The following is a 13,893-nucleotide window of genomic DNA, read 5'->3' as shown; positions in this document are numbered from 1 at the left end:
TTATCATTGTTTACGTTGTAACTTGAAAATCTGTTGACTGTTCAATTACTTAATCAAGGTTAAAATAATGGACTTTACTATCAAAAATGCTGTCATTCCTATTACAGATGGTTACACGACTGTAGATGTTCAGGTTGTCAATGGTATTATCTCCGCCATTGCACCTGATTTAGATGTGATTGGTACAAGAATTAATGGTGAACATAAACTGCTGTTGTCTGGTTTTGTTAACGCCCACACTCATTCTTCTGAACATTGGCAACGGGGAGTAATTCCACCTTTGCCGTTAGAATTATGGTTAGCACATCTATATGAATTTGCCCCTTTGGATACGGAACAAGTTTATCTGGGCGCATTGGCAACGGCGCTAGAAACTTTACTTTCTGGGGGAACGAGTATAGTTGATCATTTGGTGTTAATTCCCGGAAAAGAGTTAGAAACCATTGCTACAGCCGTTCGCGCTTATCAAGAAATAGGAATTCGGGCTTTTGTCGCACCTCTAATTCAAGATGAATCTCTCAGCGCTGGGATACCTTCAGGGGAATCTTCCCTGATTCATGAGCCTTATTTTCGTTCGACTGCGGAAACTTTGGCAATTATTGAAGAAGCGGTGAGGCTGTTTCATCGTCCAGAGGAGGGTATAAGTATTTTAGTTGCACCAACGGGGATTCAGTTGTGTACTGATGGTCTATTTACTGGATGTATTGAGTTAAGTAATCGTGACAATCTTTGTCGTCACTCGCACTTATTGGAAACTAAGGCGCAGAAAAAACTTGCACAAGAAAAATATGGTTGTAGTGCGGTTGAACATTTACAAAAAATTGGCTTTTTGAGCGCAAGTACCAGTTTAGCCCATTGTGTTTGGTTAACTGATGCTGATATTAATATCCTTGCCCAAACTCAATCTACTGTCGTTCATAATCCTTTAAGTAATCTGCGTTTAGGTAGTGGTATTGCTCCAATTTTAAAATATCGTCAAGCTGGGGTAAATGTAACTTTTGGTTGTGATGGTGCTTCTAGTAATGATTCTCAAGACTTGTTGGAAGCTATTAAAATTGGTTCGATTCTGCACAATGTTACAGATTTTGATTATCAATTTTGGATTACTCCCCGTGAATCTGTAGAAATGGCTTCTTTAGGTGGGGCAAAGGGACTCAATATAGATGATAAAATTGGTTCTCTTACTGTTGGTAAACAAGCTGATTTAGTTCTTTATGATTTGACTAATTTATCATTATTACCTCGGACTGATCCGATTGGTTTATTAGTTTTGGGTCGTCCTAGCAATGTTGTGGATAGTGCTTGGGTGAATGGTAAACAAATTATTGCTAATGGTGCAGTTACAACTATTAATGTTGATGAATTGCAGCAAGAATTATTTAATCGGAGTGAATGGGAAAGTCACGGTAAATCAGCAAGTGTAGCTCAAATGGAAGGGCGTTATCGTCAAGTTATGGGTTTATAAAACGCAGAGGTACGCAGAGGGAGTTTTTTTAGTTTAATATCTGGAATCTAAGATGGTTAAGGTTAATAGTGCTGAAGAGTTATTACATTTCTATGCAGCAGGAGAAAGGGATTTTCAAGGTTCTGATTTAACTGCCGCAATTCTCCAAGGTGTGAGTTTGAGTGATATTAATTTAAGTGGGGCAATTTTAGTAAGGGCAGATTTGAGTGGGGCAATTTTGACTAATGCTCTTTTATTAAGGGCTAATTTGAGTACAGCAATGTTAAATAAGGCTAATTTGAGTTATGCAAATTTAACAAAAGCTGATTTAAATCGTGCGGTGATGACGAAAACAATTTTTGTGAATGCAACAATGCTAAGAACTAATTTGAGTGGTACTATTCTTCTGCAAGCAAATTTAGAAAATGCGCGTCTGCGAGAAGCTAATTTACAAGATGCAAATCTGCGAGGAGCAAATCTTGAAGGTGTAAATTTAATTCGAGTACAATATAATCATAAAACTTTGTTTCCCGAAGGTTTTGATCCTATCAAAGCCACGGGATTACTTATGCCTGATTAGCCAATTCCTACTAATTTTATTTAAGCGGGATTTTTGGTTAGTCTGAATATTCATTAATTGTAAAATCTCAATCACTCTCAAAATATCCTATGGTATCTACTTCTACGTCATTCTCCGATATTCAAAGTCATTGGGCGCGTTTATTCATTCAGGCTTTAGTTCAGCGTCGCATTGTCAATGGATATAGTAATGGCACTTTTCGTCCTAATAATCCTGTTACTCGTGGTGAGTTTGCTGCTATCATCGGTTCTGTATTTACGCCCAGTAAAAAACGGGAATATGTCTCTTTTAAAGATGTTGATGAGACATATTGGGCAAAAAATGCCATTAAAAAAGTTTACGAAACTGGATTTCTTGTGGGCTACCCTGATCAGACTTTCCGCCCCAATGACACTATTTCCAGGGGTGATGTCTTAGTATCTATGGTGAATGGATTAGAGATTGCTGCTCAGGTAGCACCTGACTTAGTGAGTAAGTTACCACAAATTTATCAAGATGCGGCAGTCATTTCTAGTTATGCTATCAATCAGATTGCGATCGCAACTCGTGTCGGTTGGGTGGCTAATTATCCCAATATTAAAATACTCAACCCACAAATGGCGGCTACTCGTGCTGAGGTAGCGGTGATGGTATATCAAGCTTTGGTATATCTGGGGAAAGCGGAAAAAATCGCTTCTGACTATATTGTGGTTCCACCATCATCGGATAACACTAAACCCCCTACTCCCAATACAATTAGGGTAAATCATCGCCGAGAGTTTCGGGGTGCTTGGGTGACAACTGTGTGGAATAGTGATTGGCCTTCCAAACCTGGACTTCCTGTGGAACAGCAGAAAGCAGAACTCTTGGAAATTATTAAACAATTACAATCTCTCAATTTTAACGCCTTAGTTTTGCAGGTACGACCAGAGGGAGATGCTTTATACTCTTCTCAGTTAGAACCTTGGAGTGCATGGATTACAGGGACTCAGGGGAAAGCACCAGAACCATTTTATGATCCTTTGGAATATGCGATCGCAGAATGTCATAAACGCAATATTGAACTTCATGCTTGGTTCAACCCCTACCGCGCCAAAACTACCATCAAAAGTGGTTCTAATGTCCGTCCCCACATAGCAATCACAAATCCTGAAGTTGTTTACCAATGGGGTAATCAATTATGGATGGACCCAGGCGCAAAAATCGTCCAAGATCGAGCCTACAATGTAATTATCGATGTTGTCAGCCGCTACGATTTAGATGCCATTCATCTAGATGACTATTTTTATCCTTATCCCATATCTGGTCAATCTTTTCCTGATAGTAAAACCTACGCAGCTTATAAATCAAATGGTGGCACACTCAGCCTCGAAAATTGGCGACGGGAAAACGTAAATCAGATGGTGTTGCGTTTATCTCAGGGAATTAAAAAAACTAAATCTCACGTTAAATTTGGTATTAGTCCCTTTGGCATTTATCGCCCCGGACAACCAGCAGGTATTGTTGGTTTAGATCCCTATAATGTCCTTTATGCTGATTCCAAAAAATGGTTACAAGAAGGTTGGATAGATTATTTAGCCCCCCAACTTTATTGGCGTACTGACCAAACACAACAAAGTTATGAAGTCTTACTAAAATGGTGGACAGAAACTAATACCAAACAACGACATATTTACGCTGGTAATAATATCGGACAACTGGACGGAAAAGTTTGGAAAAATGAAGAAATACAAAAGCAAATTCTGATTTCTCGCAACCTAGCTGGAAAACTTTCTTTGGGAAATATCTTTTTTAGTATGAGTTCTATCAAAAACAATCGTCAAGGCATAGCTGACCAATTTAAGTCTTATTATCCCATACCTGCCTTAGTTCCCACTATGTCATGGCAAAACACCACACCACCACCTCCCCCAAAAAATCTCAAATTTGAAAATGGTAAATTAAATTGGCAACCAACTGATAATCAACCTGTGCGTTCTTGGACACTTTATCGCCAAACTGCTAATAATTGGACAATTCAGCGCATTTTATCCGCTGGGACTACCTTTGCTACTGTACAACCCGGAACCTATGCAGTATGTGCAGTGGATAGATTAGGAAATGAGAGTGAGGGTTTGGTGATTACTGTGACGTAATATCCTAATGGCTGACGCGGGGACGCGGAGATGGGGAGACGCGGGGACACGGGGACGCGGAGATGCAGGGACACGGAGATTCAGGGACACGGGGAAAATTACCTGTTACCTGTTTACGAATTACGAATTACGAACTACGAATTACGTTGGCGGTAGCCTGCCGTAGGCATTATTACGAACTACGAATTACGAATTACGAATTACGAATTACGAATTATTTCTGCTAATTAGCAGATAAGTAGTGACTTCACCTCTCCCTTTTACCTGAATTAATCCCCGCTTTTCTAATTTATAATCATCTTTGATATGTAAATAAGTCGTTTCTGATAATTGAATTTTGCCAACAATTCCATGAGATTCCATCCGACTAGCTAGATTAACCGCATCACCCCACAAATCATAACTAAATTTTTTTAAACCAATCACCCCAGCAACTACAGAACCAGTATTAATCCCAATTCGTAATTGAAAAGATTCACCTGTTACTGTTTGAATTTGACTAATTGCCTGTTGCATATCGAGTGCCATTTGAGCAACCGCTAGGGCATGATCAGAGCGGGGTGTCGGTAAACCACCAACTACCATGTAAGCATCACCAATTGTCTTGATTTTCTCTAAACCATGAAATTCTGCCAATCTATCAAAGCTAGAAAAAATCTCATTGAGAGAATTTACAAGTTCGATAGGTGTGATGTGCGCTGCTAGTCCGGTAAAATTGACAATATCTGCAAAGAGAATAGTGACTTCATCAAATCGTTGAGCTATCGCACTTTGATTGTGCTTTAACTGTTGGGCAATCTCCGCAGGTAAAATATTCAGCAGCAACCGTTCTGATTTTTCCTGTTCATCCCGTAGAGAAGTTTCTATCAGATGACGAGTGCTAATTTCCGCTCTGACTCTTTGAAACATTTGGCTAAATGCCTCTATCACTTCACCCATCTCATCCCGACGTTTAACAGACAACGTAGAAAAAAGCGGATCATCCCCATCTTCACTAATCGCTTCCCCCGCAGCTACCAAATCATCTCGCAGCAACAAAATTGGCCTAATCACCGTTACTCCCAAAGTTAACATCGTCGTCAGAGTAACAAAAATCGAAATGATTAAAACCAGTCCGGCAACCCTGACTGAAAAAGCATACAATTCTGTTTGTACAGAGGAAGAATTATGACGCACAATCAGGATATACTTCCCAGCTAACATTTGGGCAGACCAAGCCACATCATAGCGCTTTCTATCTCGACTCCGAAACCGAAAAACCTTAGCCTTCCCCAAATTAGTAGCAGAAATGTAGGGTTTTTCCCCAAATGTTCCCACCAATTTGCCATTAGCTTGGTAAATTGCTCCACCTAGAATCACAGATCCAGGTTTGAGTTTGTTAGCTGTAATGCTCAGAATTTCTGAAGCATCTGCACCTTGCTGTATTTTGTAAACAAGGGAAGCAAAAACTTCATCGGAAACATTCTCCAGCTTGGATAATAGCTCATCTTCACGCCGAAAATAAGAAGGTACCAGAATTGCTAGTTCAATCACTACAATGCTGGTAAATACCCAGGTAACAATGTACCGTGATAACCTGGCATTAAAAAGCTGTAGGCACAATTTAATAAAGGTTAACATCCAGCTTTCTCCTTCCACAAACAGGCAACAAACGGATTACTGATTACTGAGCTTTTTCTCTGAAGTATTTATTACCTGAATGTTACTGGGCAACTAGGGGCAAAATAACGTGTCCCGCGTATCCCTACCTGTAACGGGATTAGTGCCTTTGGCAATCTTACACAATTTTTTTTGCTCATCTGAACGCAACAGTACATCAGTAAAATCTGCTCCGTCAACTATAGCACCATCAAATCTGGCACTGGCTGCAAATGCACCTTCTAAAACTGCATTAGTTAAATTTGCTTTAATCAGACGCGCAGAATCCAGGGTAGCATTTGTAAGATTAGCCCCCTCTAAGTTTGCTGACTCTAGATTCGCTGCAAAAAAGCTCACACCGCTCAAGTTAGCATGACTGAAATTACTCTGACGGAGATTAGCTTTGGTAAAGCTGGAGTCTGTTAAATCACGTCCCGAAAAATCAGCCTCTATGAGGATTTCTTTGTTATATTCCAGTGCTAATGCCGTTGATGTTACACCTACTAATGCTGTCATGGGGATGATTACCCACAACAATAAACTGAGTATAATTGAGCAAACCCGATACTTAGTATTCATGGTATTTTTATTTAATGTCTAAACCTCCACGATCTAATTATCCAGATATTGGTCATTTAGGAGAAGACCTAGTAGCCCAATGGTTACAATCTACAGGTTGGGAGGTTTTGCACCGCCGCTTTTGTTCTCGCTGGGGTGAAATCGATATTATCGCCCAGTACCACCAGCAAATAGAAACAGCAACCTTCCAAAATGCCCATCATCAGGACTCAATCCTGGCATTTGTAGAAGTAAAAACCCGCAGTGCAGGTAATTGGGATGCTGGAGGTAGAACCGCTATCACCCCACAAAAGCAAGCAAAACTCTGGCGCACAGCAGAAATTTTTTTGGCTGAATATCCTGAAAAAGCTGATTACCCATGCCGCTTTGATGTGGCTATTGTCTTTTGTCAACGGGTATCAAAAAAGCAGAGTCAAGTTACAGCTATCTCTGAAGCGATCGCCAGTTTATCCACAAATGAACTCACTTTGCAACTGCAAGAATATATTCCATCTGCTTTTGAGCTATAGTATTCTGTCCGGCTGGAAAATATTTTTTCCCCAGTTGTTACAATCTAAGTCAGACTGTGCCTGATGTCTTCGATGGATGGTACAAAAGTTAAAATTGTAAAATTAAACACGTTTTTATTCTAAAATGATGAAAGCATCTGCTAAGTTCGACTTTGAAGACGAAAAATTTAACGCCCCACCTTCCCAAGTCCTTCCCTGGGGGTTAATGATCAATCCTCGTTATGGAACAGATGGTTTACAGAGTTATGGTTTAGCAATTAGCCAGGATAATGCCCAAGCTGTTGGTTTTACACCAGATGAGAATTGGCAACAGATAGACCATGAATTTAGTTCGGGAATGGAAACGGTGTTTATTAGCACTACTCCCCGATTAGTAATTGTGCGTCGTGGCCCATTATCTGTTAAAGACCGAGAAACAGGGATTAAATTGGGTACATTTAAGGATAATTATGATGCTTTTTTAGCTGATAAACTTAAATTTAAAGTTTTTACTCGTCATCTGATTTTTTTGGTAGGTGAAGATAAAAAGTTTTTACATCAATCTCCTTTGCAATTAACTCTCAGTGGTTCAGCTGGCGCTAGTTTTGGTAAAAATTATTCTGAATACCAACAAGGGAGAGCCATTGGGGGTTTCGTAGCAGAATTAGAAAAGGCTTATGCTGGCTTCCAAAAGAAACCTGTGACTCCAAAGGGTCCTTTATTCCACGCTCATGGAATTTTTTGCCCAATCATTGAATGTGAAGAAAGAGGAATTGAACCAAATACAGCTTTGGTGGCTTCAACTGTAGATTACAAACATCCCACAGTCTCAACTTTAACTGATTATATGATTGCCTCAGATTCTCCTGAATCGGCAATTATTTGTCAGGCTTTTGAAGAACACAAAGAATTTGGCAAAGAAGTGATTAAACCAGAAATTTCTAAGGTGGAAATGGCTGGTGTTACCAATTCTTATGTTTATGCCGATGATGATGAATTTGGTTATCCACCTTATTAGAGATGGGGTGATGGGGTGATGGGGTGATGGGGTGATGGGGAGAGGCGGTGATGGGGTGATGGGGTGATGGGGTGATGGGGTGATGGGGAGAAATAATGATCTACTGCACTCTGCACCCTGCACCCTGCACCCTGCACCCTGCCCCCTGCCCCCTGCCTCCTATTCTTTGAGTAGTAAATAGAACAGTGAACCGTTACCGCCTGTAATGCCTGCGCGATCGCCTGCTAGTTGACCAGTTCCCATGAAATAATCTACTCTTCCTGGCCCTTTAATCGCACTTCCTGTATCTTGATCTAAGACAAAACGACTAACTCTCCGAGACTCCAATCTACCTCCACCCGCAGGGTAAGGAAATGAGTTGTTAATCAGTGCTAGTGCGCCAGGAGGCATGAGGGACTTATCTGTGGCAATGGAACGTTCTGCTGTTACAGGTACATTAAGACTGCCTGTAGCTGCCGTACCGTTAGTTTCTTGAAAAAAAACAAATCTTTCCCAGCGTGGTAAATAATTATTTAATTCTCTGGGATTTTGACGGAAATAACTCAGTAACTTGGGCATTGTTAAACCGCTAAGTGGCAGTTTGCCATCTTTCGCTAGTTCTCCACCGATGCTAGTCCAAGGATAATCTGTTCCCCCAGCAAAGCCAACGGAGGTTCTTTTGCCATTTGTTAATCTAATTTGGGCAGAACCTTGGATATGGATCATGTATGCATCCATGCGATCGCGGAACCAAAGCATTTCTAACCCACGTAACTTGCTTTTATTCCCTTTTAAACCATCTTTACCTTCTAAATCAATCCGTTTTGGATGAGGTTTAGCCCATTCTTTAAAATCAGCCGGAACTCGATACAAGGGATATTTATATACTGAAGTTCTCACGCGGCTGGCGGTATACTCCGGCTCGTAATAAGCTGTGAACTTGACAGTACCCTTGCCATCATTGCCTACAGACTGGTAATAGACAAACTCCCGACTCACAGCGGCTTGTAGTTGGGCTGCTGAGGTAGAACTGACAACCAATTGCCGAAAGCGTAACAAACTCCGACGCACACGATCTAGGGTAATCTCTTTGATTGGATAATTTTGATAAATAGCGATCGCTTTATTCGTTCCCAAATAACGCAAACTATGATCTATTGAAGTTAGCAGTGCTTGTTTATCTCCCTGTTTACCCCAAAGTTGCTCATCCCAACCCAAGCAATTTTGCGGGGTACAAGCAGTTTGCACGTTGACAAGTTGCAGTGGTGGTAAGACTTCAGGAGTCGTCGGTATTGGTATCGGTTGTGTAGTTGGAACTTGAGCAACAACTGACCAAAGTGGATTTACAAAGGCAATTCCTAAACTCAAGGATAGCAAAGTAAGGGTTTTTCTCATCATCTTTCAATACTAGAACTAAAAATCGGTTCTACCCGAATACCCACGATTCGAGATGGACGTACCACCATATATTCCCCTTGAATATTTTTAATCGGTACGCTAATAAAATCATTAGAAGCGGACTTTGGCACAAGCTCCCCACTATACCATTTTTGAAACTCTTGAATAGTAGGAAAACGCACTTCTTCCCGATGTCCGCTATCCAACAGGAGGAAAACGGCATATTCGTTTGGAGTTCTAGGCATAAATTCACATCATTTTTAATACATCCAACTCATTGTTAACCACGTCGGCTACCAATGAAAAGAGTAAGCATACGCAAGAAGTAGCAGATGTACCAAACTAGGGGGCAGAATCAGAATATGAATTCATAACTTTTACTTTCAGCCATGACGCTTGCTTCCCCCACAGCAGTTCCCGATAATTGCTGGAAAAAAATCAGAAAAATAATTTAAATCGTGCTAACTGTGTTGCAATACAGCCTGTGAGGATTTTATTTAATTCTCCACCGTCTTGAAATTGTAAAATTTGCTGCATGGGTAAATCAAAGGGAAATTGTCCTTCTAATTCTGGGCGTTGCATTTGTGCTAGTAGAATTTGTTCAGACCGTTTACTTGCGATAGCGTAACCAATTTCTACGCAGACATTGGGACTGGGAATTAGTTGATGAGTTTCTTTACCCTCAACGCTGCTGATAGGTGTAGTATCTGCAATAAATAATAAACTCTTCCTGATTTTCCTCATTATGGCTTGGTTCAGCCGTAGAGGTGCATTACTGGGGCGAGATGATTCTATTAATGTTAGGGGTAAACGCGATTTTGTGTTTAAAGTTTTTAAACTTTCTTGTAGTTCTTCTCTGAGCAGATCACTTGCTGTTGCATACTCAGTTTGAGAGCAGAAAACAATAGTTGGTTCTAACTGAGCTAACAACGCCTGTTTAGTAAAATAAATTTCATGACTAATCAAGTCAATGTTAGCTACACAATAACCACCGCTACCCTCAATATAAAATTCTGTATTTTCTCCTTCCAGATATCGTCTAAACCAAGTTGATGCTTTAACTTCGTCACTTTCTTCCAAAAAGTCCGCACGCAATCCTGATTTGAGTAAGCTTTTTTTACTCAAGCGAATGTCTGGGGGACGTTTTTCCAATTCTGTAATTGGCTCATAATCTTGTAGATACCACGCTCTGAGCGCAATAATTGACATAAAGGGCTATTTTAAATGTCTGTTGCTATTCAATTATAGTACAAACTTACTCTCTGAGATGGGGAGTATCTGCTTACTCGTCGAGAAGCCACTCAAAGCTAGTCTATATCTGCGATAGTTATCCTGGAAATCTGATTCTATGCAGCTTCATCTTCAGAAAGAGATCATCGATCTCTAATTACAAACAATAACACCCAACATCTACTAACTTGGTTTCTCTCTCCTATTACTGATTCTATCTAGGGATGTACTACCTTTCATACCCTTGATAAACAAGTGATCAAGATTAGTCACAGCGCCCTCTGATTTTAATCTATCGAGAGAATATAAGCGTTCGCGTTGGGTGTTATGTTGTTTGGACGAGACAGACTTAATTTCAACAGCGATTTTACCTCTTACTAAATTTCCACTCTACTAGCTGTTTTATCTGCCAGGGAAGCTTTTTTTGTAGCTTCAATTATTACAATAGCACGTGTAGATAAAGGTGGAAATTTCTGCAATGAAACTTTACAAAAAAAGGTAATAGGGAACAGGGAACTCTTAATAGAAAGTGTCTTATTCCCTAAAACTTTAGTTCTATCTATATATTACGAATTACGAATTATTTTGTTCTCCTTGAAATTTGAGAGGAATTTCAATCCAGAACTCTGTACCTTTCCCCGGTGCTGATATACATTCCATGAGTCCACCATGTTTTTCTACAACAATTTGGTAACTAATTGCCAGTCCTAATCCTGTACCTTTACCGACAGGCTTAGTCGTAAAAAATGGGTCAAAAATCCGCTTTTTAACTTCTTCACTCATGCCTGGTCCGTTATCTGCAATGCTAACTAACAGATAGGAATTTTGGGCTGAAACTCTGGTAGAAATACGAATAGTGGGTTGTGGTTTGATAACTGCTGTTTCTACTCTTTCTTCTATCTCATCGGTTAAGACATCAATAGCATTGTTAATGACATTCATAAATACCTGATTCATTTGTCCGGCATAGCATTCTACTTTTGGTAATTTCCCATAGTCTTTGATCACTTCAATGCCAGGAAAATAGCTGTGTGCTTTGAGTCGATGTTGCAAAATCAATAAAGTGTTATCAATGCCTTCATGTAAGTCAACACGCTTGTTTTCAGCTTCATCGAGACGGGAGAAATTGCGTAATGACAGGACTATAGAACGGATGCGATCTGATCCTACTTTCATGGAGGACATGATTTTTGGTAGGTCTTGGATGAGAAAATTAAAATCTATGGCTTCGATAGTGGAACTAATTTCACTATGAGGTTGGGGATAATGAGACTGGTAAAGTTGTAAAAGGTTGAGTAGGTCTTCGGTGTAGTTGCTGGCATGACAGAGGTTGCCATAGATAAAGTTGACCGGGTTGTTAATTTCGTGGGCTATACCTGCAACTAACTGTCCTAAACCAGACATTTTTTCGGTTTGAATTAATTTGGCCTGGGTTTCTTGAAGTTGATGTAGGGTATGCTCTAACTGTGCGGCTTTGGCTGTGGCTTTAGCTTCGGCTATACAACTTTGTTCATAGAGTTGGGCTTGCTGAATTGCGATCGCTGCTTGGTCTGCTAACTGCTGTAACAAATCAATTTCTGCATCTTGCCAAATCCTGGGAGATTCACAGTGATGGGCAACCAGCAAACCCCAAAGTTGACTGCCCATTTTAATGGGTACGATCAGGTTGGCTTGGACTTGCATACTTGCCAAGAATTCTCGATGACAAGGACTCAGTGTATCTGTTGTCACATTGTTAATCTTCCTTACCCTGCCACGTAAGTAAAGATGGGTATACTCCTCAGGAACACATTCCGATGACAACTTCAGTCCCAAAACTGACTGCCAATTACCATTAACCTCTTCTACAATCACCTCACCTTCAGTTTCCCCTCGTAACTGATAAATTAGCACCCGGTCAGAATTGAGTAGGGGACGGACTTCCTGGACTATGGTTTGCAGGATTGTATTCAAGTCCAATGTGCTGCGAATTTGATCTGTGACTTGCTTGAGTGCCTTAGTCAGCATCAAGGTTTTTTCTATTTCAGCGGTTTGTTCTTTTACCCTGACTTCGAGGTTGGCATTCAATAACTGTAGTTCTTGGTATGTTTGCTGTTGCTGAATTGCCATTGAGAAATTTTGTGACAAAGCTTGTCCTAGTGTGATTTCTTCAGGTGTCCATGCTGGTGCTTGGCCTTTTCTTTCCTCTCGCCAAACTTCAAAAGACAGGCGTGGTAATTCTTGATACTTATTTTGGTCATGTCTTCCTGCCCAGAGGACTTGACTATCAAATTCTGGGCGAAAAATGCTTAACACACCAATGAAATTTTCGCGGTAGTGCAGGGGAATGACCATTAGCCCCCGAATCTGAGTGGACTGAAAGGCCAGGGCTAAAACTCGCAAAGATGATGCTTTATAAAGGTCGGGAATCGCCCAAATTTGCCCTGGTTTATACTCAGCCATCCAGTTTTGCCACACGGGATGCTGTTCAATTACACTATTTGCTAATTCATCAGGTAGTTGTGGCTGTTCACCGCAGGTATATAGTTCGCCGCTTTGTTCAATATAAAGCCTGCCACCAATACCACTAAAGGAGGAAATTGTTGCTTCTAGGGCTTCTTGTAGTTGGATTGTTGGGAGTTGATGTAGGAGGGTTGTGACTTGGTTAATGATGGCTTCGCGTTGTTGTTTACCTCTGGCTTCACTGAGTAGGTTACTTTGAGAAATAGCGATCGCTACCTGATCTGCAATTTGCTGTACTACTTTGAGTTCTCGTCTCAAAATTGTTCGCGGTTGGCTGTGGTGGGATACCAGCAATCCCCACAGTTTCGGCTGTGTCGCTTGTCCTTTGGGGTCGTATTCTAAAATTGGAACCACAAACGAAGACTGTACACCCATGGCTTGTAAATATTGAATATGACATGGGTCTACTTGCCGATAGTGAATATTCTGTGTGAGTAAGGGTTTGCCATTTTTTGCTGACTTAAGTGGCGATAAGCCGATTGTTCCTCCAGGCACATCTACTATTGAGCGTTGCCGAGCTAACAAAAACATTTCTCTGACTGGTTGGGGAATGTCATTAGCTGGAAAATGCAGCCCTAATAAAGATGGCAGACGCTGCATATAATTGGATTCTGCAATGACTTCACCGCTACCATCAGTGTCAAACCGATATATTTTGACTCTATCTGTTCCCAAGAATGAACGAACTTCAGTCACGGTGTTTGTTAATATTTCTTGGAAATCAAGCGATCGCCGAATCTGTTTGATCATCCGGTGCAGTAAATTTTCTTGCTCTATGCTTTGCTGCAAACCGTTTGGCTTATCGGTAAAAGTCATTGCTAATCTTCACCTTATCAAAAATATAATTTTTTAAACCCTTTTCCCTGATATGAATTTATGATTCTAACCTTTGTAGATTTATTATCTTTTATTTACTAAAGTTT

11 protein-coding genes are annotated in these 13,893 nt (G+C 40.5%); 5 read left to right on the top strand and 6 right to left on the bottom strand.

Features of this window, described 5'->3' with window-relative positions; translation table 11 throughout:
• Positions 1-67: 67 nt before the first annotated feature.
• The 3 genes from H6G59_RS00175 to H6G59_RS00165 all read left to right on the top strand — a co-directional run bounded on the left by H6G59_RS00175 (position 68) and on the right by H6G59_RS00165 (position 4,138).
• On the top strand, positions 68-1,465 hold the full coding sequence (locus H6G59_RS00175) for an amidohydrolase (protein ID WP_190711160.1): 1,398 nt from the start codon (positions 68-70) through the stop codon (positions 1,463-1,465).
• 52 nt (positions 1,466-1,517) lie between these two features.
• Positions 1,518-2,024 carry a pentapeptide repeat-containing protein gene (locus H6G59_RS00170; RefSeq protein ID WP_190711159.1) on the top strand — a complete coding sequence of 169 codons (507 nt, stop codon included), beginning with the start codon at positions 1,518-1,520 and terminating at the stop codon, positions 2,022-2,024.
• 89 nt (positions 2,025-2,113) lie between these two features.
• A complete protein-coding gene (locus H6G59_RS00165) occupies positions 2,114-4,138 on the top strand; it encodes a glycoside hydrolase family 10-like protein (protein ID WP_190711158.1) in 2,025 nt (674 codons plus the stop codon).
• A 207-nt stretch (positions 4,139-4,345) separates the two neighbouring features.
• Here H6G59_RS00165 and H6G59_RS00160 read toward each other — a convergent pair whose 3' ends face one another.
• Positions 4,346-5,758 (bottom strand): adenylate/guanylate cyclase domain-containing protein, encoded by a 1,413-nt coding sequence (locus H6G59_RS00160; RefSeq protein ID WP_190711157.1) that lies wholly within the window; start codon positions 5,756-5,758, stop codon positions 4,346-4,348.
• Between the two features lie 93 nt (positions 5,759-5,851).
• On the bottom strand, positions 5,852-6,355 hold the full coding sequence (locus H6G59_RS00155) for a pentapeptide repeat-containing protein (RefSeq protein WP_190711156.1): 504 nt from the start codon (positions 6,353-6,355) through the stop codon (positions 5,852-5,854).
• A 14-nt stretch (positions 6,356-6,369) separates the two neighbouring features.
• Between H6G59_RS00155 and H6G59_RS00150 the strand changes: the two genes are divergently transcribed.
• Entirely contained in the window at positions 6,370-6,864 is a 495-nt protein-coding gene (locus H6G59_RS00150; RefSeq protein ID WP_190711155.1) for a YraN family protein, read from the top strand.
• A gap of 127 nt (positions 6,865-6,991) precedes the next feature.
• Positions 6,992-7,861: a DUF5895 domain-containing protein gene (locus tag H6G59_RS00145; RefSeq protein WP_190711537.1), complete on the top strand. Its 870-nt coding sequence runs from the start codon at positions 6,992-6,994 to the stop codon at positions 7,859-7,861.
• Between the two features lie 159 nt (positions 7,862-8,020).
• On the opposite strand, the gene mltA is transcribed toward H6G59_RS00145, so the two are convergent.
• The 4 genes from mltA to H6G59_RS00125 form a co-directional block, all read right to left on the bottom strand.
• Entirely contained in the window at positions 8,021-9,235 is a 1,215-nt protein-coding gene (mltA, locus tag H6G59_RS00140) for a murein transglycosylase A (RefSeq protein ID WP_190711536.1), read from the bottom strand.
• A complete protein-coding gene (locus H6G59_RS00135; RefSeq protein ID WP_015214059.1) occupies positions 9,235-9,483 on the bottom strand; it encodes a hypothetical protein in 249 nt (82 codons plus the stop codon). The genes mltA and H6G59_RS00135 overlap by 1 nt, the downstream gene beginning before the upstream one ends.
• Positions 9,484-9,676: 193 nt before the next feature.
• The gene (locus H6G59_RS00130) at positions 9,677-10,447 is read right to left on the bottom strand and encodes a hypothetical protein (protein ID WP_190711154.1); all 771 of its coding nucleotides are present in this window, start codon (positions 10,445-10,447) and stop codon (positions 9,677-9,679) included.
• Positions 10,448-11,041: 594 nt separating this feature from the next.
• Positions 11,042-13,786 carry a GAF domain-containing sensor histidine kinase gene (locus H6G59_RS00125; RefSeq protein WP_190711153.1) on the bottom strand — a complete coding sequence of 915 codons (2,745 nt, stop codon included), beginning with the start codon at positions 13,784-13,786 and terminating at the stop codon, positions 11,042-11,044.
• Between the last annotated feature and the right edge of the window lie 107 nt (positions 13,787-13,893).

The organism is Anabaena lutea FACHB-196, assembly GCF_014698305.1.
Lineage (GTDB): Bacteria > Cyanobacteriota > Cyanobacteriia > Cyanobacteriales > Nostocaceae > Anabaena > Anabaena lutea.
Note: the sequence above shows the minus strand (reverse complement) of the source record. Positions and strands in the feature narration are given on the sequence as shown.